This window comes from Mycobacterium sp. 852013-50091_SCH5140682, from assembly GCF_001665685.1.
Taxonomy (GTDB): domain Bacteria; phylum Actinomycetota; class Actinomycetes; order Mycobacteriales; family Mycobacteriaceae; genus Mycobacterium.
This window is the reverse complement of record NZ_LZTB01000130.1, coordinates 60804-86657: the sequence shown is the minus strand read 5'-3', so window position 1 is coordinate 86657 and position 25854 is coordinate 60804. Positions and strand designations below refer to the sequence as shown.

Genomic DNA, 25854 nt, shown 5'->3' with positions numbered 1-25854 from the left:
AACCATGGCACTGCAGGACGACGACAGCTCGGTAGGCCACTCATTCGGACTCGAATTCGACGGAATCCAGATCAAGGCCATCACCGAGGTGACGGGCTTGAAGATGGAGCAGGACGTCATCGAGTACAAGTCGAACGTGGCCAAGGACGGCAAGTACAACATCAAGAAGCTGCCGGGCCGCTGGAAGGCCGGTGAGTGCACTCTGACCCGCCCGTTGACCAAGGACGGCAGCTTCGACAAATGGGTGAAGGATTCTCAACTGGGCAAGATGAAGGATGCCCGCAAGGGCGGTTCCATCATCGTCTTCGACTACGAGGGTGAAGAAGTCAAGCGCTACAACCTCACCGCGGCGTGGCCCAAGAGCCTGGAACTCAGCTCGATGAAGGCAGGCGACACCAGTGTCATGACGGAGAAGCTGGTACTGACGTACGAGAAGTGCGAACCCGCCTGATGCGGCGAGCAAATGTGCACGGCAGTTCTGCCCTGGCCGATGGGCCAGGGCAGAAGCCTTCCGATGAGCTGGTGCGCGAACTGCGCACCGAGTTTCCGTTCGTCCTGCCACGCGGCTACGTCGACGCTTCGGGCACCGTGCACCGTGACGGAGTGATGCGGCTGGCGACGGCCCGTGACGAACTCGTGTCCCAGCGCGACGACCGCGTGCGGGAAAGCCCGAATTACCTTGCGGTGGTGCTGATCGGCCGGGTGGTGACCCGCATCGGTGACATCGAGGATGTGCACGGTGGCATCATCGAGAACCTGTTCGCCTCGGATCTGGCGTTTCTGCAGGATCTCTACCGACGGGTGAACCAGGACGGCCACACGCATGCCCGGGTCACCTGCCCCCACTGCAACAACGATTTCGCCGTCGACGTTGCCGGGAGCCGCCTGGGGGAATCGTGACCTGCGGAGCCGACGCCATCTACCAGGAGGCGGCTTTCCTTGCCTACCACCTGCATTGGCCGCTCGACGACGTTCTCGACCTGGAGCACGCGGACCGGCGGCGGTTCGTGCAGCTCACCCGAAACCTGACCGCACAGAACTAGCTGGAGGCTCGTGATGCCGAAGTGGTGGCCCTGGGGTCGGCGCCCGGAACCGGTGGCGCCGCCCGCGCCCGCGGCTCGCCAGGAACCGGTGTGGCAGCGCCTTGCGGCCGTCACGCCCACCGCCGGCAACATCGAACCGACGGCACACCTCAACGGTTTCACCGCGACGCTGACCACCTCGCAGAACCCCGCTCTCACCAGACCGGTGCAACTGCTGGCGGTTGACGAGCACCATCGGCTGCCGGTGTTGGACACCGGATCGGCACAACCGGCAGAGCCGCCCCCAACCCCGGTACCCGCGACGCAGTCCAGGAACTGGGGACCGCGGTTGCCAAGTGTGCAGCGGGCCTATGTCGGCAGTCCGGTGCAGCGCGACAGCATTGCGGACCAGCCTGCCGCCGCAACGTTGCCGGTGATCGACACCGGCGGCGAACCCGAGCCTGAGCGCGCCATGGTCCAGGCCGCCGATCCCGACGAACGCCGACCCCTCGACGCGGTGACGGACGATTCGACACCCGCCGCACTACCTGCTCCATCACCAGCCACGAGTGAGCCATTCACGATGGCGCCGACGGCTATCGAGCGCCCGGCGCCGCCCGCGATCCAGCGCCTGACCACCGACACACCCCTGTTACCGGCCGTCGTACAACGGGTCCCGGCGGCGGCGCCGCTTCCGGCGGACTCGTCGAGCACCGCGCCGGCCGTGACATCCGGAGTTCCCGCCGCCAGCGTGCCCGAGGTCTTCACCGCCCATCACACCGAGGCCGAGACCACACCACTGCGCCACCTGCACACCGTCCAGCGCACCGACGCACCGTCCATCCCGACGCTGGCACCGCTTCCCCAGGTGACGTCGCCGCCGAGGACCGCCCGTTCCGAGCAGGATTCACCGCAACTGCCGCCGACCACCGCAATCCAGCGGATACCCGACGCCGCCGCCGAGGCCGCTGCCGACGTCGCCGACAACGTGGCGCAGCCTGCGCCGGAGGTCAACTTGGCCGTGGTCGACACGCCTGACAGTGAGCGACCGATGCGCACTGAGACTGCGGCTGCCGCCACGCCATCGGCCATCGCCCAGACCCCGTCACACGCACCGGCAGCCGTGCAACGCCTGATGCCGCAGCAGAGTCCGATGCCGGGGCCCACGGCGTCAGTTCCGTCGACTCCGCCGATTTCTTTACCGTCGACGCCGTCTTTACCTTCGACACCGTCGACGCGCGTCGACTCCCCCGCGGCACCCCGCCCGGACCTCACCACACCGGCGGTCGAGTCCGTCGTCGCCACCGACCTTCCGACAGTCATGCCCGAATTGCCCATGGTGACCGATGATTACGAGCCACCCGTGGCGCAGCGATCGGAGACGGTGCCGTTCACTGTAGCCGACACCCACCCGGTACTCGTGCCCCGTGTACAACCCGTCTCTGTTCTCGCCGAGCCACAGGCACCGACCGTGATGCGCACTGTTGGTGACGCCCCACATGGCGCACCGACCCCGACGGCACCGGTGCCCGTTGCCGCCCGATCCCCGATCACGCCGGACCCAGTACCGGCGGTCGATCTGCCAGTCGCACAACGGATCAGCTTGCCCGTGGTGAACAACGCTCCTGCCCCGACCGCTGCACCGCCCACTCGCAGACCCATACCGCCCACGCCACCCACCGTGCAGCGGTCGACCGGGTCGCCCCGGCGCCTCGTAGTGCTGCCCCCGATACGCAGCACCGATGATCCTGGCTCGTCTCCCGGGGTTGCCGCGGACGGGCCCGACGGAGCCGAGGTGTTCAGCAGCCCCCGCCCCGTCGGCCTGCAGCGCATGTTCGATGCCGGCACCCAGCGCATAGGGCAACGGGTCACGGTGCCCAGCACCCCCGTCGAGTCAGCACCGGCGCCGCCCCCGCCGGATCACTGGAGCTCAACGGAGACAGCACAATCCACGGCGAGCGCCCACGGGTATGACGCCGCCACCAACACCATCACCTTCGGCTCCCCGGGACTGCCGAGCATCCAGCGGGCGACCGAGGATCCTGCACCTGCCGCAGAACCGGCTGCCCCGATCGCCGCGGCACCGGCTATGACGTCTGCGCCCGCCGCGTCGGGTTCAGGCGCCCCGGCACCGGCGGCGACTGACGTCGACGAGTTGGTCAACCGGGTGTACGACGCGCTGGCCGCGCGGTTGCGTGCTGAGTTGTGGCTGGATCGGGAGAGGGCGGGCGCCCTCATGGATTTGGGCCGATAAGGAAGAGACGAGACCGATGAGCACGCCACAACTCCCCCCGGAGGACGCCGACGAGGTGTTCGTCGGCGTGTGTTTCGCCGTCAAGTTCGACAAGATCGATATCGGGAAGTTCAGCAGCTGTGAGGGTTTCGGCCTGGAAGTGGTGATGGAGCAGCGTGAGGAGGGCGGCAACAATGGCTTGGTCTGGCAGCTGCCGACCCGCATGAAGTACAGCAACATCAAACTGACCCGGCCGGTGGGTCCCGACAGCGCCAAGCTCACGAAGTGGATTGTCAAGGCCCTCAACGGTTTGACGCCGACCACCGGGGAGATCAAGGCGATGGACGCGGCCGGCCATCCGGTGATGACCTGGCAGTTGGAGGGTGTCGTTCCGGTCCGATGGACCGGGCCCAGCCTGAACCTGGACTCCCCCAAGGTGTTCACCGAGACCCTGGAAATCGCCCACCATGGCTTCACCCCTGAGAAGGGCTCTCCCAATGGCTAACACCGCAGTCGCACTCAAGGCCCCGCCGCCGGACAAGACCGGCGGCAGCGCGCCCGACACCTGGTCGCAGCCGCAGTACGCGTTCTTGGAGCTGTGGGAGCCCAAGCACGTCAAGGGCGGCAAGCCCGAACTGGGGACGCTGAAAGACAAGCTCACGTTCCAGTTCAATCCGAAAGAGGTGTCGATCACCAAATCTGCGAAGTGGGAACGTAAACCGACCAAGGAGAAGAAGGCCGGCCCCCCGGAGTATTCGGGCGCCGAACCGTGCAAGCTCAGCCTCGAGCTGTATTTCGATGCCACCGCCAAGGACGGCGTCGACGTAGTGGCTTCGGTGGACAAGCTCTTCGGCTGCTGCGTGCCGTGCAAGGAGGTGAAGAAGGGCGAACAGGCCATGCCGTTCCTGGTGGTGTTCAACTGGGGCCAGGTCAAGAGTTTCGCCGCCTACATCAGCCAGGTGCAGGCTAAGTACACCCGGTTCGCCGCCAACGGCATCCCGATCAGAGCGGTCTGCACAGTCAACCTGGAAGAGATCGACGTCACGCCGGATCCCAAGCAGAATCCGACGTCAGGATCGTTGTCGGCCGACGACGTTCACACCGTGGTAAGCGGCGACTCGCTGGCACTGGTCGCCTACCGGGAGTACGGTGACCCCCAACTGTGGCGATCGTTGGCCCGCTACAACGGGATTGACGATCCGATGCGGGTCCCCACCGGCACCCGGCTCAAGCTGCCCAGGCTCGAAGCCCTGACGGCGGCGGTGGGTTGATCGAGATGGCCACCGCAGCAAGCTTTCTCATAGACATCGACGGCTCGCCGTTACCTGACGACATCAGCCCACTGCTCACCTCTGCCTACGTCGACTCCAGTCTGCGGCTGCCGGACGCGTTCATGCTGCGCTTCCGCGATCCGAACCGGATCGTCATCGAGAAGGCCAAGGTGACAATCGGCGCCAAGGTGAAGATCACCGTCGGCAGCACCCAGACCGACACACCCGAGAAGCTGATCGAGGGTGAGGTGACCGCATTGGAAGCCGAGATCGGTGGCCCCGGTTCGTTCACCATCATCCGCGGGTACGACCCGGCGCACCGGTTGTTCCGCGGCAGGCACACCCAGTCCTACACCCAGACGACCGCATCGGACGCCGTCACCCAGGTCGCCCAGCGTGCCAAGATCCCGGCAGGCCAGATCGAGCCCAGCAAAACGGTTTTCGACCACCTCGGCCAGTTCGGTCAGTCCGACTGGGAGTTCCTCGACGGGATGGCCCGACGCATCGGCTATGAGCTGACGGTCCGCGACAACAAGCTGAGCTTCCACCCCCGCCAGGATGCCAACACCGCGCCGTCCGACGATGCCCAGAAGACCGACCCGCTGGTGTTGCGCCTCGGCACCGATCTGCTGCGGTTCCGGTCGGTCATCACCGCCGCCGAGCAGGTCACCGAGGTGGAGGTTCGGGGGTGGGATGTGGCGCAGAAGCGCAAGATCGTCAGCACGTCGCAGGCGGCGACCAAGAGCGTGGACCTACCCACGGTGAAACCCGCCGATGTGGCAAAGCCTTTCGGTGATCCGCGGTACGTGGCCTCCGACACCGCCTACCGGACCCAGTCCGAGGCCGATACCGCCGCTGCGGCGCTCACCGAGCAGATCAGCAGCTCGTTCGCCGAGATCGACGCAGTGGCACGGGGAAACCCGAAATTGCGGGCGAATGTCGGGATCACCGTCGACAACGCGGGCAAGCCGTTCGACGGTAAGTACACCATCACTGCGGCACGGCACCGCTACGATCCGGCCAACGGTGGTTACACCACCGCGTTCTCGGTGACGGGCCGCCAGGAACGCAGCCTGTACGGTCTGACCGCGGGTGGTGGGCGTCCCGCTGCCGGCGCAGGCGTCGTCATCGCACAGGTCAGCGATGCGAACGATCCGACGCACCAGGGCCGCGTGAAACTGACGTTCCCGTGGCTGTCCGACGACTATGTCAGCGACTGGGCGCGCACGGTACAGCCGGGAGCCGGGAAGAACCGGGGCGCCATGATGATCCCCGAGGTCGGCGACGAGGTGCTGGTGGCCTTCGAGCAGCAGGACCCCCAGCGGCCGTACGTGCTGGGCGGACTGTTCAACGGCGTCGACACCGCAAATGCCAAGGGCACCACGCTCATCGACACCGGCTCCGGAGCGGTCAACCGCCGGTCGCTCATCTCGCGCAACGGCCACCGTATCGACCTGCTCGACGAAAACGGCAAGACCGAAGGCATCACGGCCGAAACCGGCGACGGGAAACTCAAGCTGACACTGGATTCCGTCGGCACCCGCATCATCGTGCACAGCGACGGCACAGTGCTCATCGAGGGCCGCAAGGGCATCGTCGTCGATGCCGGCAACAGCGACCTCGAGCTGAAAGGCAAGAAGATCTCCGTCACCGCCACCAACGGCGTCTCGGTGTCCGGCGGTTCGGGTGCGGTGAACGTGGAAACCCAGACCGCTCTTTCGCTACAGGGCGCCACCGTCAAGGTCGCGGCGAAAGCCGCCGGTGAGTTCAAGGCCGGCGGCCCCAACGTCATCACCGGCACTCCGGTCAAGATCAACTGAGAGGGTCCAGAGCATGCCTCCTGCAGCACGTGTCGGGGATATGACCGGTCACCCGGGCGCCATCGGTCCGCCCGGCGTACCCACCGTGCTGATCGGCGGAAGCGCGGCGGCGACGGTCGGAACTCCGCACATCTGCGCGTTTCCCGGTGTGGTGCCTCATCCGCCGAATGCGATCATCCCGCCGGGAAGCTTGACGGTACTCATCGGTGGAATGTCCGCGGCCCGCGTCGGAGACATGACCGCCTGCGGCGCTCCCATCGTCGGACCCGGCTGCCCGACCGTGCTGATCGGAGGGTGAGCAGATGACCAACGAATTCATCGGGGCCGGTTGGAACTTCCCCATTCAGGTCGACCCCACGGATGCGATCGCGCTCGCCACCGACGTGCGCGACGTCGAACAGGCCATCGAGATCATCATCCGCACCGCACCGGGTGAACGGCCCATGAGACCTGAATTCGGCTGCCGCATTCAGGATCACCTGTTCTCACCGATGAACGACGCGACGCTGGCGGCGATCGCCAACGATGTCCGTCGGGCGCTCGAAAGGTGGGAGCCCCGAATCGATGTGGAGGACGTGCGGGTGCTGTTCAACCGTCACGATCTGGGCATGGCCCACATCGATGTGGGGTATCGGATCCGCGGCTACAACGACGAACGCAATCTTGTCTTCCCGTTCTACGTGATCCCCGACGAGCCAGGCGCACCGGCGCCGGCCGAGCTGTCCCCTATGTACCGGTGGAATGAGGTCTGAGGATGCTTCCCGCACCGAATCTCGACGACCGGACATTTCAGAACCTGGTCGACGAAGCCCGCCGCCGGGTCCGGCAGCGCTGCCCGGAATGGTCCGATCACAACATCTCCGATCCCGGCATCACATTGATCGAGACCTTCGCGATGATGGTCGACCAGCTCATCTACCGGCTCAACCGGGTGCCCGATCGCAACTACATCAAATTTCTGGAACTACTGGGGATGGAGCTCCGTCCGCCCGGCGCGGCTCAGGGCGAGGCGACGTTCTGGCTGTCCGCACCGCAGCCGCAAACCATCACGGTGCGTGAGGAGATCGAGGTCAGCACCGATCGCACCGACCTCGACGAACCGATCGTGTTTTCCACCACGGAGAAACTCGACATCGTTCCCTGCTCGCTGGACGGCGGACGCGTCGCGACCCAGTCCGGTGGCGGCGAGCCCGTGGCGCAGCGCAACGAGCCCGGTGGCACCGAGTTTCGCTGTTTCTCAGAGCGCCCCGAGCCCGGTGACGCTCTGCTGATCGGGCTGGACTGCGCGGTGCCGTCGTGTGCGGTGCTGCTGAGGGTGGACTGCCGGGTGTCCGGCGTCGGCGTCGACCCGACCAATCCCCCATATGTGTGGGAAGCCTGGACCGGCGGTCCCGACTGGGTGCCGTGCGAACCGGGACGCGACGAGACCAAGGCCTTCAACAAGCCGGGCGATGTGATCCTGCACGTGCCGCGCGGACATGTCCTCGACTCTCCGCCTCGGGTCGGCGGCGAAGCGAGAGGCTGGCTGCGGTGCCGACTGGTGGATACCACCCCCGGTCAGTCGACCTACAGCGAATCACCGTTCATCACATCGATTTCCGCGTGCACCGTCGGCGGCACCGCACGGATCATTCATGCCAGGGTGGTGCGTGACGAGCCGCTGGGGACGTCCGACGGCACTGCCGGGCAACGCTTCGGACTGCAGCATCGACCAGTGCTGCCATGGAACGGCACTGCGTTGACTGTCTCGGGCGAGAGCGAGACCTGGCAAGCCGTGGAACACTTTGGCGAACAGGATGATTCGAGCCGGTCGTTCCACATCGACCCGGTCGCGGGTGAGATCGTGTTCGGCCCGATGGTGCGTGAAGCGGACGGCGCGGTCCGACAGTACGGCAAGATCCCGCCACGTTCCTCAGCGCTGGTGATGGCCGCTTACCGCACCGGCGGCGGCCGCAAGGGCAACGTCGGGGTGGGCCGCATCCGGGTGCTCAAGACCAGCGTTCCCTACGTGGCGCGGGTGGAGAACCGCCGCGCGGCTGTCGGCGGCGCCGAGGCCGAAACGGTTGACGAGGTGAAGGTACGTGGTCCGATGCTGCTGCGGAGCCGCGGTAAGGCCGTCACCGCCCAGGACTTCGAACAGCTGACCCTCGACGTGGCACCCGAGGTGGCCCGGGCCCATTGTCTGACGGCCGTCGACGCCCGGGAAGCAGGGACGGTACGGGTACTGATCGTGCCGCACGTGGCCAGCGATGAGATGGACCTGGTGCGCCGCGAAGATCTGATCCCCGAACCCGAGACCATCCAGCGGATCAAGAACCATCTGAACCGGCGGCGCCTGGTCGGCACCCGCGTGGTGGTGGAACCACCGCGCTACCGCGGGGTCACCGTCGTCGTGGCGCTCGCGGTGCTGCCTGGCTACTCCCGCACCCAGGTGAAAACCGATGTGCAGCGGGCACTCAACAGCTTGCTGCATCCGCTGACCGGTGGCCCCAACGGCACAGGGTGGCCCATGGGACGCGCCGTGCAGGTGCACGAGGTGGCCGCGGCGCTCGCCCCGGTCCCCGGGGTCGACATGGGCCGCAAGGTGACGGTGCAACTGTTCGCGTTCGACCCCATCACCGGGGAGCGCTCCACCGAGCCCGCGGAGGTGATCCCGCTGGCGCGCAACGAGTTGGCCTACGCCTTCGGTAAACACAGTGTCCGGATGGCCGACCGATGAGAGCGGGAATCGACAACCTCGGCACGCCAATGCCTTTCATCGACACGATGCCGTCGGTGTACTGGGACGACTGGCTGGCCGCGGAACTGTGTGCGGCGTTCGATGAGGTGCTCGCACCGGTGTTCGCGACGCTGGACTGCCTGCCTGCGTATCTCGATCCCGGGACCACCCCGGCCGACATGCTCGACTGGCTCGCGGGCTGGATAGGTCTGACTGTGGCAGGTCGGGAGCCGGCACACAAACGACAGCTGATCACGGCGGGTGCGGCGCTGTTGGGTTGGCAGGGCACCACGCAGAGCATCCATGACTCCGTCGTCGCCGCGTTCAACCGGGACACCGAGGTCATCGAATCAGGCTCGGCCACATGGTCTCTCACGCCGGACTCGCGCCCCGGCGGCCAATCGACTCCGGGCCTGCTGGTTCGGGTCACTGTGAACGTCGACGATGAGGTGGATGCGCGCAGTGTCGACGCACTGGTCGACGCGATCAAACCGGCTCACATACCGCATCGGATCGAACTCGTCACCCGCGCGGCACCACCTGTGCCTCCCCCGGCCGACGATGCGGCAACCGAGCCTCCCGCCGCGGCGGGTGCCTGAGCTACGACCGCCAGCGCTCCCAAGCGGCCTGCTTGGAAGTACCGGACACCTCGGCGACCTGCGCCCACGAGTTCGACGTCGCCAACAACCGCGCCGCTTCGCCGACCTTTTCGCCGGTGTACGCCACCACATGCAGCAGTTCGGCGAATGCCTCGCGGCTGCCCCGAGCGCTCAACTCGTCGATGCCCCGGCGGATGAGCGCCGCCAATTCACTGTCGGTCAAGGCGTCCACGGGAGTGTCTGGGTCTGCCGGCATGCGGGCATTCTACGGTGGCAACGCTGCCCCCACGTCGAGACGCAATTCGGCATCGGTCGAATCGAATGACCTCGTCCAAGTGGTTCCCGGCCATCGGTAGTGAACGATCCCGGAGTCAGGACGGTAGTCCGCGGTGTACAACGTTCCGAAGCCGCCTCTGTAGTCGGTGCTGCGCAGTGGGGTCCGAAGGAACTCGCGAGCCACGGCATCCGGGTCCGGGTGGTCGCGCAGCACCTCGATGAGGTGTGTCTGACGTTCCACGCTACGGAAGCGCTTGGCGTGCAACGGATCGGCAGGCCGATCGAACCTGTGGTTGGTGGCCAACGGCACAGCGCGTACTTCCATCGGTCGGCCGGGAGCGACGTAAGCCGTGCGATGGCACCCGGTCTTATCGGTCAACGTCAGGTTGTACGACATGGCGACCGGCACGCCGGACAGTGCAGACAAGGCGTCGGGCACGGTGCCCGCGATCTCGAGCAGATACCGCACCACAAGTGGGATCCCGAAGCCAGGACCGGACCCTTTCGCGCCGCCGAACGTCAGCGACACCGCGAGCCCGTCGGAATTCATGCCGTCCAGCAGGCCCCACAGACAATCACTGGTGCCGGTCACCACCCGCTCCCCCAGCCGCGTCGTCAGCACGACCTGCTCGAACAGATCCGGGTGGTAGTCGTAATTGCGGATCAGGGCCCGGCTTCCGGGCCCTGTTTGTCCTCCTCGCGTGCGGGTGTCGACGACGACTTGCGAGCAAGCCGGTGCGAACGCGGGCATGTTCCAGTGCGTGAGCATCGCGGCCGCGGTTGGATCGCGATCGGTCAGTGCCACGAGGCGCTGCCACGCCGGATGTAGCTCGGGCATGTACCGCAGCAGCGCAGCTTCGGCCTGGGCGGCGGTCGGACGCCGACCGGAGCCTGGCCGTAGATACCAGGCGCGGTAACCGGGCCACGTCGCGTCGTAGAGCGCACGCCACCGCGGGCCCGGCAGGTCTTCGCGGAATGCGTGCAGGCTGATCGATTGGAACACCATGCGTCAAGGTTTACTTGACGAGCGTCCATCCGTCAAGGACACCCTGACGCCCTGAGGCGGCGCGAGCGCCGCGAAGGCACCCGACACGCGCGGTTTACGCCTGGCCGACGTCGATCTTCGACAGCGCATCGCGTATCAAGGCCGTCACCGGGGCCAACAATCGGTGCGCTTGTTTACCCCGGAAGTAGCTCCTCAGCACGATTCGACGGGCGCCAAGACCTGGAACATCCAGCGTCTCAACACCTTCCAGTGACAGACCGTGTAGCGCCAGCGTCGGGATGACCGCCATGCCCTCACCTGCGGCGACCAGCGCGAGCGCAGTCTGGGTCGCAAAGTAGCGGTGGATTGTCGGCTGATCGATTCCGGCCACCCGCCGCAACCGCAGGAGCGCCTGCGCACTGGCATCACTCGGACCCACCCCGAGCCACGGGAGCTTGATGCGACCCAAATCCGCCGTATCGGTCAGCAGGGTGCCCGACGGGACAACCAGCTTCCACGGTTCGTCGGTCAACGGGATTTCCGTGACACCGCTCGGCAGCGGCTTGGGTGGTTCACCCGCGTCGAATTCGATGACCGCAGCATCGAGTTCGCCGGCCTTGAGAGACCTCAGCAGCACGTCGCGGTCGGCTTCGACCACCTCGAAGTGGATACCGGGCAGATCGCGCTTCCACTCCGCCAACGCCGGGGCGATCACCACCGAGAGAAAACTCTGGAAGCCGCCGATCCGCACGGCTCCCTGCAGCTCGACGGCGCCTCGGTCGAGCCTCGTCCTGGCCTCGAGAAGTGTCCGTTCGATTTCCTGGGCCGCCTCGGCCAGCACGAGCCCCTCGGCCGTGAGCGCCGAACCTTGCGAGGTTCTTGTCATGAGCGTGCAACCGGTTTCACGCTCAAGGTGGGCGATCTGCTGCGACACCGCCGAAGGGGTCATGTGCAGCACATCCGCGGCCGCGAGGACTCCCCCGGCGCGGGCGACGGCCAGCAGAAAGCGCAGTCTACGCGGGTCGATCGGCATTCAGTAATGCTAAACAGGACATCAAGATCAATTCAATTGTCATGAATGAAACCCGCGGGCAATACTGGCGCAGACATTGCATTGTTGAGAGAAACGGAGTCTTGGCGATGTTGGCAGCGATCCTCGGCTGGCTTGGAACGGTAGGGACTTTCGTTGCATATGTACTGGTCGTCCGCGGTCGGCTGATCGCCGATTCCTGGCGCTACGGGCTCCTGAACGCACTCGGTGGCACCTCCGGCGCCATCGCCGCGGGGCTGTACGGCGCGTGGCCGAGCGCTGTGTCGAACGTCATCTGGGCCAGTGTTGGCTTCGTTACCGTGGCCGCCGCCACAAAGACCCTCTTCCCGATGCCTGGCCGTGAGAAAGATCACGGGTTCCCCGCGCCGTCACCGGCCACTGACGTCACGAACGGACAAGGCGGCCTGTGCGCGGCGCCCGCCGACGCCTGACGACTCCGAAGGCTTGGCCCGCGATTCGCGAAACCTGCCGTCCAGCAAAGTATCTCGCAAGAGACGGTCGTGGAGGCCAATTACGCGATCGCCCAGCGCCTGCTCGAAGCGCAGCGCGACTTCACCCTGGCCGTGATCGAGAAGTCCACTCCGGCCGAGGCCAAGTAGCAACGCGGCACTGAGGCCGCCGGCCACTCATTGGCCGACCAGGACCCGCCACCACTCTCAGGTGGCGGGTCCTTCCACACTGCAAGCGGTCGGGGCCTTCGCGACATCAGCAAACCCCACCCGAACGCGTCGGTCCGCATCTACTGTCGACTCGGCTGCCGTTCACGTCACCGCCGTGCGGCCCGCCACCGACTCGAAGGACGGAAGCCGACCATGAGCGATCGAGGCGCAGTCGAGGCGCCGAGCCTGTACCACTATCTGGCCGAGCCCTACCGAGCCGTGGCCGGCCACATGGCGTTCGTCGGTGCCATCCCGGCGTTGGGCATGGCGCATGCCGGCGAAGGGCACGGCCGACATGTGCTCGTGATTCCCGGCCTGATGTCGGACGATCTGTCAACGCGGTTGATGCGCAAGACGATTGATCTGGCCGGCTACCGGTCTCATGGCTGGCGATTGGGCCGAAACATCGGCCCGACCCGTACGGCGATCGAGGGTGTGGTCACCAGACTGGAAGATCTCGCCACGCGGCAGCACGGACCGATACCGGTGATCGGCTGGAGCCTGGGTGGTTTGTTCGCGCGTGGACTCGCCACACTGCGACCGCAGCTGGTCGACCGAGTGATCACCATGGGGTCACCGATCAAGCACCTGCCGCATACTCGTTGGACCAGTGGCCCACCCACCACGCAAACCCGGTCCAGCCGACCACTTCGATATTTTCGAAGTCGGACGGCATCGTGCACTGGAAGGCCGCCCGCGTGCACGACGGACCACGCGCCGAAAACATCGAGGTCTACGGATCCCATTTCGGGCTCGGCGCCAACCCCACCGTCGTCCACGTCGTCCTCGACCGGCTCGCAGTGTCAGTGCACGACTGGCAGCCCTTCCGCGCCGAACCCCTTATCGCACACCTGTTTCCGCATTCCCACCCAGTCGTCGTCTGACTCACGCCGCGACTGCCGCCACCGCGCGTACCGGCCAAATCACGTATGTGATGGTTCCAGGTCGGCCTGCATCCGCGCGTACTCGTGGCGCACCAATTCGGCGGAGCTGTGGTCGCCCAGTGCCTCGTGCAGTTCGGCCAGTACCGCCCACGCGGTGTCCTGGTACGGCTCCAGCTGCACTGAGCGTTGCGCCATGACGAGCGCGTGCTCGAACTCGCCGAGGCTGCGGTGATCCGCCGCGAGCGCCGCGGCGGCCGCTGCGGCCGCACGCTGTAGCCGATCACGTTCCGCGTCAAGGTAGGACGATCCCGAGATCTCGGGCAGAAGTTCGCCGGTGTACAGGTTCATCGCCTCCTGTCGCGCGGTCATCCGGCCGTGCAGATCTCCGCGCGCCGACGCCGCGGCAGCCCGGGCCAGGGCATCGGTAAAGTCCCGGACGTCGACAGTGGACCGCTCACCCAATTCCAAGCGGTAGGACTCGCCGCGGCGACCGATGACCAGATCAGCCTGAGCGAACATGGTCCGCACACTCGACACCGCCACCTGTAGTCGGTGACACGCAACCGTGTGGTCCACACCCGGCCACAGGATGTCCTCCAGCAGCTCGCGGTGGTGGTCGCGCCCCGGCGCTGCCGAGAGGATCTGCAGGACCCAACGTGCTTGAGGCCGAAGTTGATTCAGTCCAACGACCTCGCCGTCGATCGCGATGCGGTATTCGCCGAAGCACGTGATCGCCACCGGTGGCAGGCTGGCCTCGACCACCTCCGTCGCCGTGGCGACCGCACCGCGTGGCGCGTCGGCGTCACCACGGCCCAGCAGCGGTACGCCGCAGGTCTCGGCCATCCGGGCAGCTTCGGTCAGCTCCGCACCGGTGCCCATCGACGCCAGCAGGCCGAGCGCCACAGCCTGTGCACCGCGTGATCGCAATGCCTGGCCGGTTGCCACCAGTTCCCGGATCACAGGCTCGGTGGCGTCCAGATCCGTCGCCACCAACCGGCACCACAACTGCAGCACCGGCGCACCGAGTTCACCGAATATCGTGTTGGCACTGACCAGTTCGCCACTGCCGTCCTGACCCACCCGCTTCTTCGCAAGACCCGCCGCAAACAGCAGCAGGCCGGCGCCCCAACGATCCCCCACCCGCTCGGCAGCGTCGATGATGTCCGAGCAACTGTCCAGGCGCCACAGCGCATCCCGCGACACGATCAGCGAGACTTGCTCCAACCCATGGCAGAGTCGCGCAACCCACGGCAAGCCCTCGTTTTCGGCCGCCACCGCGATGGTGCTGAACCGCGCGGACGGATCGGCAGCGGCGCCGTCGAACAGATCGAGCGTGGCCAGCGCGAGGTCGGCACCGACCGCCGCCAATGCGTCGACGGGCCCCTCGGCCTGCACCGTCCCGGCGATCGATTCGAGCAGCGCCCGGGCTGATCTGAGCTCGCCCGCAGCGATCGCTGCCAGCCCACAGGTCAATTGTTCGCGAGCATCCGCGCACCGGTGCCCGCCGGTGGGGTCGGGTGAGCGGACCAGGGCCTGCCGCAGCGGCCCGCTCCAGTGCTGGGCCAGAGTCCCCGATCCCGGCGACCGCCTGGCGTGGTCGGCGGACAGCCAAGCCGCCGCCACGCCGGATTCGGCGCGGCACATCTGTTGATAGTTGGGCTCGTCGTAAAGCGTGCGGGCGTGCCGGTACGCCTCGACGGCACGCGTCAATGCGCCTTCGCGGACCAATCGCCGCGCATGGGCCAGCGCCAACCACGGATCGTGCTGCCAGGTGCTGGCAGGCAGGAGATGGGCGTCGTCGAGCGCTGTCGCATCGATGCGCGGCCCACCGGTGTCCTGGACCAGGCGCGACACCGAGGACCAGTCGCCGGCCTTCGCGAAAGCCCTTGCCGCCGACCGAGTCTCACCGAGCGATTCGAGGACGGCTGCACTCTTGCGGTAGCACTCCCGGGCAGCTGCCGGGCCGTACTGCTCGACCAGCGCCAGCTCCAGATGCGACTGCAGCACCTCGTGATAGCGGAAGTAAACCCCGCCGTCGTCGGTGAAGGTGAACAACTGGGCACTTTCCAGGTCTTCCAGGATGCGGTGGCTACCGGTGATCCCCAGCAGCGCGTCGCAGGCCGTACCGGAGAGCCGTCCGAGCGCGCAGGTGCGCAACAGGAACTCGCGACGATCAGCGGGCAGTTCAGCGAGCACATTGCGGGTCAGATAGGAACGCACCAGTTTGGAACGGCCGCCGAGGCCGGCGACAGCCTGATGACGCTCGACCGCTGTGCGCCCCACGGTGGCCAGGTGGAACAGCTGCAGGCCCGCGGCCCAGCCGCCGGTGCGACGCGTCAACGCCGCGGCGGCCTCCGGGCGCAACGGCTCGCGGTAGACCGAGGCGAACAACTCTTCGACCTCCCACGACCGGAAACGCAAGTCGTCACTTCCCGTTTCGGAGATCGACCCCGACACCCGGATGCGGGAGATGTTGAAATCGGGCATTCGGCGCGACCCGCAGATCAGTTGAAGGCCCCGCGGCCGCAGCGAGATGAACTGCTCCAACGCCCGCTCGGCCGGGGTCTCCGCGATCTCGTGCACATCATCGAGGATCAGGACGCCACACACGCTCCTCCTGCGATCTAGAGCAGAAAGCAGATCATCCATCGAACCCGCATCGTCGGTATCGGTCACCACCGACAGGGCCGCTGCCAGGTGCGCGACCATCCGAGGTTCGGTCGAATCGTCGGAGGTGATCCGATACCACCCCACGGGCCGGGCCGACGCGGTCGCGACGTGGGCCAGCAGAGTGGTCTTGCCGCAGCCCGCGGGCGCCACCACGAGGTCGACATTGGTTTGCGAGCCCGACAGCAGCGGCCCTTCCAGCCGAGCCCGGGAGAGACCAGAAACCTCGGGCACCCGCAGCTTTTCCTGCAGCACAACGCGTTCAATCATGGTTGTTCGTCCACCTGTCCGAACAATCGACGCTTCCCGCCGGATCGCGCTTCATCTTTGCCAGTGATCCTTGCTCGCGTTTCCTGTGCAATACCTTGTGGCGAGCATATGGCCGGGGTCGGCATGCGGGATCGAGTAATGCACTACTCGAATTTTCGGCGCAGGGCGGCGGGTAATCGCCCGATCGGTTCAGAGGGTCGGCTTGTGGCAGGCCGGCAGCAGATGGTCGGCGGCATTCGGTCCGGTGGTGCGCTTTCGGGACCGCTGCCGCGAGCCTGAGCGGCCGAGTGCGGCATCGTCCAGATTGCGCCAAATCTGCAGGGCCGTGATGCGCACCGGTGCGGCAAGCCGGTTGTCGAACGGCAACCGGTCGACCGGGCCGCACACCGACACCGCGGCAACGGGCTCGTCGACCGGCCCGACCGGGGCCGCCACACACCCGAATCCCGGGGTGCACTCCTCGCGGTCGAATGCGACGCCACGAGTCCTGATCTCGCTCAAGGCGACCCGAAGCTCTGCCGCATCCGTGATCGAGTAGTTGGTTTTACGGGTCAGCTCGGCCTCCTCGAGGCGCTCGAGCCGGGCCAGGGGGCTGTAGGCCAGAATCGCTTTGCCGACACCCGTGCAATGCGCCGGTTGGCGCGAGCCGATCTGCGTCGGAATCGACAGGCCCATGCGGCCGCCTACCTTTTCGAGGTAGACGACATCGGCACCGTCGAGTATCGCCAGATGCACCACCATGCCCGTCGCACGATGCAGATCCCACAGGTACGGTGCCGCGGCCCGGTACACACGATTCTGGTGCACGGCACGGTGGCCCAGTTCGATGAGTTTGGTCCCGAGCTCGTACTCGTGGCCGGTGCGGAGCAGCCACTGCAGCCGCACCAACTGGTCGAGCATGCGGTGTGTCGAGGACCGCGGCAGGCCGGTCCGGCGGGCAATCTGGGCCAACGTCAGTCGATTGCCGCCGTCGAAGGCATCCAGCAGCGCTGACACCCGCCCGATCGCAGCGATCGGCGGGGTATCGGGGCTGTCCTTGACGGCCGGCACCATGACTGTCTCCTCATCTGCTTGATCATGAAATCGCCTCCGGCACCTGGGTTGGTTTTGTGCCGGGCATTGTGATGGTGCAGCGCGCGGGACCTTTCAGTGGGCCGTTGTCCCGCTCAGCGGTACAGGTTGTGCAATATTTCGGCCCCCGCGATGACGATCGTCGGTCATGACGTACTCGGCGCCAGTGGTAGGTCTCGACAGACAACCCGAGCAGATGCGACTCGATCCCGAAATCGCCGAGTTGCTGCGGGTACTCAACACCGGCTTCCCCGCCGTCGAGACCATGACGGGCGCGCAGGCCCGCGCCGCCGTCCGGGCACGGTTCCGGCGGCCCGCCCGACCACGACCCGTCGGCGCAGTACGCGACAGCGTGACACCCGAGGGCATACCGCTACGGATCTATTGGCCCGCAATGCCTTCCATGGCAACACTGCCGCTGGTGGTGTTCGCCCACGGGGGTGGGTTCGTGTTCTGCGACCTGGACACCCATGATGACCTGTGCCGGTTACTCACCAACGACGTCGGGGCGGTCGTGGTTTCGGTGGACTACCGGCTGGCCCCGGAAGCGCGGTGGCCCACGGCCGCCGAGGATGTATATGCCGCGCTGTGCTGGGCTGTTGCGCATGCCGGAGCGCTCGGGGGCGACGCGGCCCGGTTGGTGGTCGCCGGCGACAGCGCCGGCGGCAACCTGGCTGCGGTGACGGCGGTCTTGGCGCGCGATCGCGGTGGTCCCCACATCGCAGGTCAGGTCCTGCTATACCCGGTGATTGCCGCCGATTTCACCACGGAGTCCTACCGCCGGTTCGCGACCGGCTACTACAACACCGCTGCCGCCATGGCGTGGTACTGGGATCAATACGTTCCCGGCATATCGGACCGCACCCATCCCTATGTCAGCCCTCGCGGCCGCAGGTGTTCCGGTGACGCATCGACGCTACTCCGGCGCCATCCACGGATTTATGACGATGCCGGTGCTCACCGTGGCCGGCGAGGCCCGACGCCAGGTGGCCGCCGATATCACCTCACTGCTGGCCCGCTGAGCAGTTGACTGGCAATCGGCCACTGCCGTCGCGAGCGTGAATCGTCTGCGAAAAACGGGCCCGGACATCGCAGAGGCTGCACACTCGCGGCGGCGCCGGGCCGTCAGTCCTGGTGAATGTCGAACCCCTTGTAGCCGGCTGCGGCCACATCGGCGATGATCTGGCCGTATACGCCGAAGCCACCGACGAACGGCATGAACACTCGCGGCTTGCCCGGGATGTTCGCGCCGAGGTACCACGAATTGGCCTGCGGCATCAAGGTTGCCGCGGCCCGACGGCTGCACTCCTGCACCCACTCGGCAGCGGCGTCCGCGCGTGCCTCCAGGGCTCGTGCATCGCGCTCGTCCAGGTGGGCGATCGCGTCGGCCACCCAGTCCACGTGCAACTCCGAATGCAGCACCATGTTCGCCAGCACCGACGGGCTGCCCGGTCCGGCGATGTTGAACATGTTCGGGAAGCCCGCGACCCCGAGACCCAGGTAGGTGACCGGCCCGTGCGCCCACGCCTCGTTGAGGGTGCGTCCACCGCGACCGACCACATTGAGTTTCTGCACCGACCCGGTCATCGCGTCGAACCCGGTGGCCAACACCAAGGCGTCCAGTGCGTAATGGGTGTCGGAGGTGTCGACACCGGTGGCATCGATCCGATCGATCGGTGTCGCCCGCAGGTTCACCAGGTGCACGTGGTCGCGGTTGAAAGTCTGAAAGTAGTTGTCGTCGGTGCAGATCCGCTTGGCGCCGATCGGATGATCCTTGGGGATCAGCAGCTCCGCCGTCGCGGGATCGTCGATGACATCGCGGACCTTCTGCTCCCAGAACCGGCGTGCGGTGTCATTGGCCTCGATGGTGATCAGCTGATCGGGAAACGCCTTGGAGAACAGCACGCCGCCCAGTTCCCAGCGACGTTCGTAGGTCTCCCGAAGCTCGTCGTCGGAAACCTCGAGTGCCGATTTGGGATGCGGCTGGTGCGGGGAGCCACCACCGCTGGCGCGTGACAGCCGCCGCCGCTGCGCGTAGTTCGCCTTCTGCCGGGCGCGAGTCTCGTCATCGAGCGGCACATTGCCTGCCGGCACGCTGTAATTCGGGGTCCGCTGGAAGACGTACAGCTGCGCGGCCTGCTCGGCGATGCACGGAATCGCTTGTATGCCAGAGGATCCGGTACCGATGACGCCGACCCGCTTGCCCGTGAAATCCACGCCTCCGTGCGGCCAGTGGGCGGTATGGTAAACCTCGCCGGCGAACGAGTCGAGACCGTCGATCGCCGGGATGTTCGCGTTCGACAGCGGGCCCACCGCCAGGATGCAGAAGCGTGTCGAGACCACGTCGCCGCGGTCCGTGCGAACCTCCCAGCGCAGCGTCTGCTCGTCGAGCACCATGTCGGTCACCCTGGCCCCGAACGTGATGTCCCGGCGCAGGTCGAACCTGTCGGCCACGTGGTTGAGGTAGCGCAGGGTCTCCGGTTGGGTCGCGTACTTCTCGCTCCAGTCCCACTCCTGCTGCAGGGCCTCGTCGAACGAATACGAGTAGTCGACGCTCTCGACGTCGCAGCGGGCGCCCGGGTACCGGTTCCAGTACCACACGCCGCCCACGCCGTCGGCCGCCTCGAACACCCGCACCGAAAGCCCCTGACCGCGCAGGCGATGCAACGCGTAGAGCCCGGCGAAACCGGCGCCGACCACCACGACATCCACCGTGGCCGCAACTTCCGCGTTCTCTGCCGATGGTGCTTGGACTGCCACTATGGTCGCCTTTCACGTGGTGTTCGGAAATGCCACGCTACGAATCGAATCCGGGCGGCACAGCCGTTGTCTCACTGACCGGCACAACCCCTCCGCGCCGCCCGGGCGCTATACGGCTGCCACCTGCGGCGCGACAACCCGCCGCCACGGCCGATGAGCGCCCCGAAGACGAGTTTCGACGGCGCGCTGAGTTCCCACCGCAGCTTCGCCTACACGTCGCTGCCGATGGCCGACATCAAGCACGTCAAGAACAGCCTCGGCGTCAAGGTCAACGACGTGATCCTGTGCGTCGTCGCGGGCGCACTGCGCAGTTATCTGCTGAAACGCGATGAGCTGCCGCAGAACTCGGTGCTGGCCACCGTCCCGATGTCGACGCGCGACGCAGGAGACGACGAACTGGGCAACTTCGTGCACGCGATGGTCGCGTCGATCTGTACCGACGTGGCGGACCCCGTCGAGCGACTGTCGGCCGAGGGCGCCAAGGCCGAACTCGAGAAACTGATGGCTGCCGCCGGGTTACCGGTTCCGCCCACCGAGACGGCCCGACACCCGAATTCCCACTGAGTAGGACTAAACCCCGCGCAGCGTCCCGCGATGTGATTGCGTCAATGCGCGGGCGGACCCGGCCGAGGTCTCTGCCCAGCCGATGCTGAAAGGAAGTTGCTGGGATGCAGGCGGATTCACAAGGCTTGTCGGACGTCGTGGCCATCGTCACCGGCGGCGCCCGGGGGCTCGGCGCGTCGTTCGCGCGACACATCGTCGCCGGTGGCGGCAAGGTCGTCATCGCCGACGTGTTGGACGACGAGGGTGGCCGACTGGCGGCCGACCTCGGGTCCAGCGCGCGCTACGTCCACCTCGACGTGACCGATCCGGCGCACTGGGCTTCGGCGGTCGAGCTCACCCTTGCCGAGTTCGGCACCCTCACCGGTCTGGTGAACAACGCGGGCATCTCGACCGGGCAGTTCATCGAGCACGAACCGCTCGACCACTTCCGCACCGTGCTCGAGGTCAACCTCGTCGGGGTATTCAACGGCCTGCAGGCGGTCATCGCGCAGATGCGCGCGGCCGGGGGCGGTTCGATCGTCAACATCTCGTCGGCGGCAGGCCTGATGGGCCTGGCGCTGACCGCCGGCTACGGCGCCTCGAAGTGGGGTGTGCGCGGTCTGACGAAGATCGCCGCCGTAGAGCTCGGCGGCGACCGTATCCGGGTCAACTCGGTGCATCCGGGCATGACCTACACACCGATGACGGCGCAGGTCGGCATCGTGCCGGGTGAGGGCAACTATCCCAATACCCCGATGGGCCGCGTCGGTGACGCCGACGAGATCGCCGGTGCGGTCACCTATCTGCTGTCCTCTGCCGCCTCCTACGTCACCGGCGCGGAGATCGCCGTCGACGGCGGCTGGACCGCAGGCCCCACCGTGAAATATGTGATGGGCCAATGACATCCGGCGCCCAGATCATCTGAGACAGGAGCAACACAGCATGAAGCGACTCGACCACCACCGCATCCTGGTGACTGGCGCAGCATCAGGTATCGGGCAGGCCACCGCCCTGCGCCTGCTCGACGAAGGCGCGACTGTGGTCGCCGCCGACATCTCCACCGATGGACTGGTCCACACGGGCGAACTCGCCCAGCAGGCAGGCACCGACTCCCGGTTCACCGCTCTGACCATGGACATCGGGGACGAGACCTCGGTCGTCGAGGGGGTCAAGGCCGCGATCGAGGCGCTCGGCGGTCTCGATGCGGTGGTCAACGCGGCCGGCATGCTGCGCGCAGTACACACCCACGAGATGAGCCTGGCGGCGTGGAACCAGATCATCGCGGTCAACCTGACCGGCACCTTCTTGGTGATCCGCGAGGCCCTGCCCGCGCTGCTGGCCAATCCGCGCAGCGCGATCGTCAACTTCAGTTCGACCTCCGCGGCGTTCGCCCATCCCTACATGGCGGCGTATGCGGCCAGCAAGGGCGGAATCCAGGCGATGACACACGCGCTGGCACTGGAGTACGGCAAGCAGGGGCTGCGCGCCGTGAGCGTCGCGCCGGGCAGCATCAAGTCCGGGATCACCGATGCGACAGCGGGATTCATTCCTTCCGACGCCGACTGGTCGCTGTTCGCCAAGCTATCGCCGATCATGCCGACGACGCTCACCTCCGGCACCGCGGCCATGGGCGATCCCAGTGCGGTCGCGGGTGTGATCGCGATGTTGGTGTCCGACGACGGCGTGTTCATCAGTGGCACCGAGATCCGCATCGACGGTGGCACCCACGCCTGATCGGGCGGGGCGCGTCGGGGCGTTCAGCCCATCAGCCCCGACGCGGCAACCACCCCGGCGAGCCCGACATGGGCATCCCGCCAGAACCTCTGCAGCGGGTGGTCACGACGCAGTGCGTCGATGCTCGACCGCGACACGATGTCGTCGACCGCACGCACCGCACGGCGCGCCGCCGCCACCTGATCGCGCCGTGCCCGTTCCCGCACACCCGCATCGATCGGCCCGTCGAGGACAAGATGGAACGACGCGCTGACGGTGTCGAGCAGCGCCAGCCGCGAAGCCCGGATTTCCGCAGCAGCCTGCTCGACGACCACACCGTCGAATTCCCCCGCCGCGTCGTGATGAGCCAGCGCACCGTCGGCCATCCCGATCACCGCAGCCGTGATGCCCAGCGGCACGACCATGCCGAACGGCAAGTGGTAGACGGGATTACGCAGGCCGGCCTGTTCAGCCGCGGTCCCGTCGGCGACGCCGCGATGCACCCGGTGGGTGGGCACGAATACGTCGTCGGCAGCGATGGTCTTGCTGCCGGCCCCCGCCAGCCCGACGCCGTTCCACGAATCCTCGACGATCAGCAGCTCGGCGGTCGGTGCCAGGACATATACGGGCCCCGCGGCGTCGGCGGTGTCGACCACGCGGGCGCCCAGAACGATCCAGTCACAATGATCGACGCCCGCCACAAAGTGCCACTCACCCGACAGCCGATAGCCGTCGGCGACCGGAAGCAGCAGTCCCGCAACGGAATACGCCGATGTGATCCAGCTACCCGGGTCAGCTTCCCACACCTCGTCACGGGGGCGCCGGTCGGCGGTGGCCACGATCCACGGGGGAACGCCGACCGATCCCGCTACCCAGCCCGCCGAACCGTCCAGGCGGGCGATCTCGTACACGGCGTCCGCGAAATCCGCCGGATGCGTTTCTACGCCGCCGAACTCTTCGGGCTGCAGCATGTGCATCACCCCGCAGCGGCGCAGCGCTTCGGCGCAGCGGTCGTCCAACCGACCGAGTGCCTCGTTGACGGGTCCGAGGGCCCGCAACACCGCGGCCTGCTCGTCGATGCCTTCCAGAACGTCTCTGGTCATGTCAACACCACGCATCCACAACTCCCTTGTCGCCCGCATTGCGCGCTGTCGACCATCGTGGGGGAAGTGATCGCGGGGTTGCGCCGCAATCTCACTCAATGGGATCGTGGTGGGCCGAGGATCCGACGTCCACGCAGAAGGGACGGCGCAGATGCCGAGTTACACAAGCCGTGAACCGGCGCAGCCGCGGCCCGTCCAAAACAACCGCGCACGCGAGGAGCACCAAAATGGCACCGCGGTGTCGATGGTGGATCGAGTCGCGCTGATCCTCAACACGTTCGACGAACCGGGCAAGCACCTGCGGCTGGATCAGATCGCCGGCCGCACCGAGCTGCCGCGCTCGTCGGTGCACCGCATCCTCAAACAGCTGCACAAGGCCGGCCTGCTGCAGCACCGCCGCGACGGCTATGCGCTTGCCGCCTCACCCCTGCCCGTGACCAGGATGGTCGACCACTCGCAACTGCGTGGCGTGGCCTCGCCGACCCTGTCGCGGCTGCACGCCGACACGGGGCTCGTGGTGCACCTCGGGGTCCTTTTCGGAGGCGACGTCGTGTACCTCGACAAGGTGGCGGGCCGCAACAGCGCCGTTGTGCCGACTCGCGTCGCCGGTCACACCCCCGCACATGCCAGCGCACTGGGCAAGACGATGCTGGCGCAGCTTCCCGCCGAAGACGTCGACGCCATCGTCGGGCAACGGCTCGTGCGCTGCACCCGGGCCACCATCGGTGATCTGCCCACGCTGCACCGGGAACTGGCCCGCATCCGCTCGCGCCATGGGCTGGCCTACGACAACGAAGAACTCGCCATCGGCCTGACAAGCGTGGCGGCCCCGCTGCGCTCGGTCGACGGCGAGGTGGCCGGCCTGTCGCTGAGCGGTACCGTTCCACTGCACCGGTTGCAGCGCACGGCCCCGTTCGTCATCCGCGCCGCGCGGCACATCTCCCAGCAGCTCGGCGCCGAGGCGGCACCGTCGAGTGCCCCGGCCCTGGCCACCGACAACCTGCTGTCCCGGGTGCTACGGACCATCACCTCCGATGCGTGGGTCTGACACTCACCAGAGGATGTCATCGACCTCCATGCCGAACGAGTAGCGCCCGACGACGGCAAGCACCTGCTCGACATTGCTCGCGACGTGGGTGCGCGCGGTCTGCACATCGCGCCAGACCCGTTCCACCGCAGCATCATCGGTGGCGCGGCCGGGTGCGTGCCGCATGAACGTCTGGATCGCGCCGTAGGCACGATCCGATGCCAGCACCTGGTCGCGCCGCGAGCGCAACACCAGCCCGGTGTCCGGCGCCGCGTCGGCGCGGGCGCAGTCCATCAGGGCGCGGATGTTGCCGTCGATCTGCCGCATCGACAGCTCGACGTCGGAGCTCGCCATCGCGACCGGACTCAGCGGCGAGGAAGCATCCGGCCGCAGCGCCGCGAGCACCCGGTCCGCCGCGCCGATCAATGGCACTGTGCCGGTGTGGATGTACATCGTCGGCTGCGGCAGCCGATACAGCGGCCCCGGAACCTCCCGCTGCTCACCACTGACCCAGCCGAAAGTGCGGTAGCGAGGCACCGGTGCGCCCGACACGACGACATCGTGCGCGCCGATGCCCCGCAAACCCACGCTGTTCCAGCTTGATTCGACGGTGTAGTCGTCACGGGGCACCAGCGCCACCACGAAATCCTGGGCAGCTCCGTCGTCACCGACGAGAACGGCCGCCGCCATCAACCACGACGCGTGCCCGATCCCGGTACATCGACTCCACCGGCCCGACAGCCGGAACCCGTCACCGACCCGTTCTAGTCGCCCCGTCGGGGCATACGACTCACACACGAGCGTGTTCGGGTCGGCACCCCAGACGTCGCTCTGGGCCTGTTCGTCGAATAGCGAGAGATGCCAGGTGTTGACCCCGAGCCAGCCCGCCATCCACCCGGTGGACATACAGGCCGCCGACAACTCCCGAACCACCGCCAGATACTCGACCGGGTCGGCTTCAAGCCCGCCGAAGGCCCTCGGGCGCAGCATGGCGAAGAACCCGGCATCATGCAGACGTGCGATCACCGACGCGTCGACCGCACCGCCGCGGTCCACGTCCGACGCGGCGGCCTCGATCACCGGCAGCAACCGACCGATCGCGCTGCGCACGCTCTGTGTCATCGCCTGCCGCCTATCCCGCCTGCGCGGCGTGTCCGGTGTGTCACCATCGTGGATACCAT

26 protein-coding genes and 1 pseudogene are annotated in these 25854 nt (G+C 66.9%); 18 read left to right on the top strand and 9 right to left on the bottom strand.

From position 1 onward, the window contains the following. Window positions 1-4: 4 nt before the first annotated feature. Genes A5784_RS34995 through A5784_RS34950 form a run of 11 tightly spaced genes read left to right on the top strand, consistent with a single transcriptional unit; the run spans window position 5 to window position 9664 of the window. Window positions 5-451, top strand: coding sequence for a phage tail protein (locus tag A5784_RS34995; RefSeq protein WP_029370186.1), 447 nt, complete (start codon window positions 5-7; stop codon window positions 449-451). Beyond that, complete coding sequence (locus A5784_RS34990) at window positions 451-900, top strand: hypothetical protein (RefSeq protein ID WP_156750945.1); 450 nt, start codon at window positions 451-453, stop codon at window positions 898-900. Before A5784_RS34995 ends, A5784_RS34990 begins: the two co-directional genes overlap by 1 nt. Then, window positions 897-1043 (top strand): DUF6760 family protein, encoded by a 147-nt coding sequence (locus A5784_RS38935; RefSeq protein WP_197514982.1) that lies wholly within the window; start codon window positions 897-899, stop codon window positions 1041-1043. Before A5784_RS34990 ends, A5784_RS38935 begins: the two co-directional genes overlap by 4 nt. A 13-nt stretch (window positions 1044-1056) precedes the next feature. Next, window positions 1057-3276, top strand: coding sequence for a hypothetical protein (locus A5784_RS34985; protein ID WP_156750944.1), 2220 nt, complete (start codon window positions 1057-1059; stop codon window positions 3274-3276). Between the two features lie 16 nt (window positions 3277-3292). Further along, on the top strand, window positions 3293-3760 hold the full coding sequence (locus tag A5784_RS34980) for a phage tail protein (protein ID WP_064949445.1): 468 nt from the start codon (window positions 3293-3295) through the stop codon (window positions 3758-3760). Continuing rightward, on the top strand, window positions 3753-4526 hold the full coding sequence (locus tag A5784_RS34975) for a CIS tube protein (protein WP_064949444.1): 774 nt from the start codon (window positions 3753-3755) through the stop codon (window positions 4524-4526). Before A5784_RS34980 ends, A5784_RS34975 begins: the two co-directional genes overlap by 8 nt. 5 nt (window positions 4527-4531) lie before the next feature. Beyond that, window positions 4532-6346 (top strand): VgrG-related protein, encoded by a 1815-nt coding sequence (locus A5784_RS34970; protein WP_064949443.1) that lies wholly within the window; start codon window positions 4532-4534, stop codon window positions 6344-6346. 40 nt (window positions 6347-6386) lie between these two features. Further along, window positions 6387-6644, top strand: a complete 258-nt coding sequence (locus A5784_RS34965; protein ID WP_232006370.1) for a PAAR domain-containing protein — start codon at window positions 6387-6389, stop codon at window positions 6642-6644. Window positions 6645-6648: 4 nt separating this feature from the next. After that, on the top strand, window positions 6649-7098 hold the full coding sequence (locus tag A5784_RS34960; protein ID WP_064949441.1) for a GPW/gp25 family protein: 450 nt from the start codon (window positions 6649-6651) through the stop codon (window positions 7096-7098). Between the two features lie 2 nt (window positions 7099-7100). Next, a complete protein-coding gene (locus A5784_RS34955) occupies window positions 7101-9065 on the top strand; it encodes a putative baseplate assembly protein (protein WP_064949440.1) in 1965 nt (654 codons plus the stop codon). A gap of 29 nt (window positions 9066-9094) precedes the next feature. Continuing rightward, complete coding sequence (locus A5784_RS34950; RefSeq protein ID WP_064949439.1) at window positions 9095-9664, top strand: phage tail protein; 570 nt, start codon at window positions 9095-9097, stop codon at window positions 9662-9664. Between the two features lies 1 nt (window position 9665). On the opposite strand, the gene A5784_RS38015 is transcribed toward A5784_RS34950, so the two are convergent. The 3 genes from A5784_RS38015 to A5784_RS34940 all read right to left on the bottom strand — a co-directional run bounded on the left by A5784_RS38015 (window position 9666) and on the right by A5784_RS34940 (window position 11958). After that, on the bottom strand, window positions 9666-9920 hold the full coding sequence (locus A5784_RS38015) for a hypothetical protein (protein WP_082945270.1): 255 nt from the start codon (window positions 9918-9920) through the stop codon (window positions 9666-9668). A 9-nt stretch (window positions 9921-9929) separates the two neighbouring features. Further along, window positions 9930-10946 carry a C45 family autoproteolytic acyltransferase/hydrolase gene (locus A5784_RS34945; RefSeq protein WP_082945269.1) on the bottom strand — a complete coding sequence of 339 codons (1017 nt, stop codon included), beginning with the start codon at window positions 10944-10946 and terminating at the stop codon, window positions 9930-9932. 94 nt (window positions 10947-11040) lie between these two features. After that, window positions 11041-11958: a LysR family transcriptional regulator gene (locus A5784_RS34940; protein ID WP_064949438.1), complete on the bottom strand. Its 918-nt coding sequence runs from the start codon at window positions 11956-11958 to the stop codon at window positions 11041-11043. 107 nt (window positions 11959-12065) lie between these two features. Between A5784_RS34940 and A5784_RS34935 the strand changes: the two genes are divergently transcribed. Beyond that, window positions 12066-12407 (top strand): CBU_0592 family membrane protein, encoded by a 342-nt coding sequence (locus A5784_RS34935; protein ID WP_064949437.1) that lies wholly within the window; start codon window positions 12066-12068, stop codon window positions 12405-12407. A gap of 330 nt (window positions 12408-12737) precedes the next feature. On the opposite strand, the gene A5784_RS39520 is transcribed toward A5784_RS34935, so the two are convergent. Then, window positions 12738-12932 carry a hypothetical protein gene (locus A5784_RS39520; protein WP_232006369.1) on the bottom strand — a complete coding sequence of 65 codons (195 nt, stop codon included), beginning with the start codon at window positions 12930-12932 and terminating at the stop codon, window positions 12738-12740. 380 nt (window positions 12933-13312) lie between these two features. Between A5784_RS39520 and A5784_RS39515 the strand changes: the two genes are divergently transcribed. Continuing rightward, the gene (locus A5784_RS39515; protein ID WP_232006368.1) at window positions 13313-13519 is read left to right on the top strand and encodes a hypothetical protein; all 207 of its coding nucleotides are present in this window, start codon (window positions 13313-13315) and stop codon (window positions 13517-13519) included. Between the two features lie 39 nt (window positions 13520-13558). On the opposite strand, the gene A5784_RS34925 is transcribed toward A5784_RS39515, so the two are convergent. Beyond that, entirely contained in the window at window positions 13559-16456 is a 2898-nt protein-coding gene (locus A5784_RS34925; RefSeq protein ID WP_064949436.1) for an AfsR/SARP family transcriptional regulator, read from the bottom strand. A 189-nt stretch (window positions 16457-16645) separates the two neighbouring features. Then, window positions 16646-17509 carry an IclR family transcriptional regulator gene (locus A5784_RS34920; RefSeq protein WP_064949435.1) on the bottom strand — a complete coding sequence of 288 codons (864 nt, stop codon included), beginning with the start codon at window positions 17507-17509 and terminating at the stop codon, window positions 16646-16648. A gap of 214 nt (window positions 17510-17723) precedes the next feature. Between A5784_RS34920 and A5784_RS34915 the strand changes: the two are divergent. Further along, window positions 17724-18549: pseudogene (locus A5784_RS34915) on the top strand (alpha/beta hydrolase). Between the two features lie 103 nt (window positions 18550-18652). On the opposite strand, the gene A5784_RS34910 reads toward A5784_RS34915, so the two are convergent. Then, on the bottom strand, window positions 18653-20287 hold the full coding sequence (locus A5784_RS34910; RefSeq protein ID WP_064949434.1) for a flavin-containing monooxygenase: 1635 nt from the start codon (window positions 20285-20287) through the stop codon (window positions 18653-18655). Between the two features lie 123 nt (window positions 20288-20410). Here A5784_RS34910 and A5784_RS34905 point away from each other — a divergent pair, with 123 nt between their 5' ends. The 3 genes from A5784_RS34905 (at window position 20411) to A5784_RS34895 (ending at window position 22564) form a co-directional block, all read left to right on the top strand. Next, window positions 20411-20851, top strand: a complete 441-nt coding sequence (locus A5784_RS34905; RefSeq protein ID WP_286159457.1) for a wax ester/triacylglycerol synthase domain-containing protein — start codon at window positions 20411-20413, stop codon at window positions 20849-20851. A 104-nt stretch (window positions 20852-20955) separates the two neighbouring features. After that, the gene (locus A5784_RS34900; RefSeq protein WP_064949432.1) at window positions 20956-21732 is read left to right on the top strand and encodes a glucose 1-dehydrogenase; all 777 of its coding nucleotides are present in this window, start codon (window positions 20956-20958) and stop codon (window positions 21730-21732) included. 40 nt (window positions 21733-21772) lie between these two features. Beyond that, window positions 21773-22564 carry an SDR family NAD(P)-dependent oxidoreductase gene (locus tag A5784_RS34895; RefSeq protein ID WP_064949431.1) on the top strand — a complete coding sequence of 264 codons (792 nt, stop codon included), beginning with the start codon at window positions 21773-21775 and terminating at the stop codon, window positions 22562-22564. A 23-nt stretch (window positions 22565-22587) separates the two neighbouring features. On the opposite strand, the gene A5784_RS34890 is transcribed toward A5784_RS34895, so the two are convergent. After that, a complete protein-coding gene (locus tag A5784_RS34890; RefSeq protein WP_064949430.1) occupies window positions 22588-23646 on the bottom strand; it encodes an acyl-CoA dehydrogenase family protein in 1059 nt (352 codons plus the stop codon). A gap of 244 nt (window positions 23647-23890) precedes the next feature. On the opposite strand from A5784_RS34890, the gene A5784_RS34885 reads away from it, so the two are divergent. Continuing rightward, window positions 23891-24694 (top strand): IclR family transcriptional regulator, encoded by an 804-nt coding sequence (locus tag A5784_RS34885; RefSeq protein ID WP_064949552.1) that lies wholly within the window; start codon window positions 23891-23893, stop codon window positions 24692-24694. A gap of 3 nt (window positions 24695-24697) precedes the next feature. On the opposite strand, the gene A5784_RS34880 is transcribed toward A5784_RS34885, so the two are convergent. Further along, complete coding sequence (locus A5784_RS34880) at window positions 24698-25795, bottom strand: acyl-CoA dehydrogenase family protein (protein ID WP_064949429.1); 1098 nt, start codon at window positions 25793-25795, stop codon at window positions 24698-24700. Between the last annotated feature and the right edge of the window lie 59 nt (window positions 25796-25854).

Excerpts from the sequence above, each read along its gene's own strand:
- A5784_RS34995 (WP_029370186.1), top strand. The coding sequence starts at position 5 with ATGGCACTGCAGGACGACGACAGCTCGGTAGGCCACTCATTCGGACTC.
- A5784_RS34990 (WP_156750945.1), top strand. The coding sequence starts at position 451 with ATGCGGCGAGCAAATGTGCACGGCAGTTCTGCCCTGGCCGATGGGCCA.
- A5784_RS34985 (WP_156750944.1), top strand. The coding sequence starts at position 1,057 with ATGCCGAAGTGGTGGCCCTGGGGTCGGCGCCCGGAACCGGTGGCGCCG.
- A5784_RS34980 (WP_064949445.1), top strand. The coding sequence starts at position 3,293 with ATGAGCACGCCACAACTCCCCCCGGAGGACGCCGACGAGGTGTTCGTC.
- A5784_RS34975 (WP_064949444.1), top strand. The coding sequence starts at position 3,753 with ATGGCTAACACCGCAGTCGCACTCAAGGCCCCGCCGCCGGACAAGACC.
- A5784_RS34970 (WP_064949443.1), top strand. The coding sequence starts at position 4,532 with ATGGCCACCGCAGCAAGCTTTCTCATAGACATCGACGGCTCGCCGTTA.
- A5784_RS34965 (WP_232006370.1), top strand. The coding sequence starts at position 6,387 with ATGACCGGTCACCCGGGCGCCATCGGTCCGCCCGGCGTACCCACCGTG.
- A5784_RS34960 (WP_064949441.1), top strand. The coding sequence starts at position 6,649 with ATGACCAACGAATTCATCGGGGCCGGTTGGAACTTCCCCATTCAGGTC.
- A5784_RS34955 (WP_064949440.1), top strand. The coding sequence starts at position 7,101 with ATGCTTCCCGCACCGAATCTCGACGACCGGACATTTCAGAACCTGGTC.
- A5784_RS34950 (WP_064949439.1), top strand. The coding sequence starts at position 9,095 with ATGCCTTTCATCGACACGATGCCGTCGGTGTACTGGGACGACTGGCTG.
- A5784_RS38015 (WP_082945270.1), bottom strand. The coding sequence starts at position 9,920 with ATGCCGGCAGACCCAGACACTCCCGTGGACGCCTTGACCGACAGTGAA.
- A5784_RS34945 (WP_082945269.1), bottom strand. The coding sequence starts at position 10,946 with ATGGTGTTCCAATCGATCAGCCTGCACGCATTCCGCGAAGACCTGCCG.
- A5784_RS34940 (WP_064949438.1), bottom strand. The coding sequence starts at position 11,958 with ATGCCGATCGACCCGCGTAGACTGCGCTTTCTGCTGGCCGTCGCCCGC.
- A5784_RS34935 (WP_064949437.1), top strand. The coding sequence starts at position 12,066 with ATGTTGGCAGCGATCCTCGGCTGGCTTGGAACGGTAGGGACTTTCGTT.
- A5784_RS39520 (WP_232006369.1), bottom strand. The coding sequence starts at position 12,932 with ATGTCGGCCGTGCCCTTCGCCGGCATGCGCCATGCCCAACGCCGGGAT.
- A5784_RS34925 (WP_064949436.1), bottom strand. The coding sequence starts at position 16,456 with ATGATTGAACGCGTTGTGCTGCAGGAAAAGCTGCGGGTGCCCGAGGTT.
- A5784_RS34920 (WP_064949435.1), bottom strand. The coding sequence starts at position 17,509 with ATGGTGCCGGCCGTCAAGGACAGCCCCGATACCCCGCCGATCGCTGCG.
- A5784_RS34900 (WP_064949432.1), top strand. The coding sequence starts at position 20,956 with ATGCAGGCGGATTCACAAGGCTTGTCGGACGTCGTGGCCATCGTCACC.
- A5784_RS34895 (WP_064949431.1), top strand. The coding sequence starts at position 21,773 with ATGAAGCGACTCGACCACCACCGCATCCTGGTGACTGGCGCAGCATCA.
- A5784_RS34890 (WP_064949430.1), bottom strand. The coding sequence starts at position 23,646 with ATGACCAGAGACGTTCTGGAAGGCATCGACGAGCAGGCCGCGGTGTTG.
- A5784_RS34885 (WP_064949552.1), top strand. The coding sequence starts at position 23,891 with ATGGTGGATCGAGTCGCGCTGATCCTCAACACGTTCGACGAACCGGGC.
- A5784_RS34880 (WP_064949429.1), bottom strand. The coding sequence starts at position 25,795 with ATGACACAGAGCGTGCGCAGCGCGATCGGTCGGTTGCTGCCGGTGATC.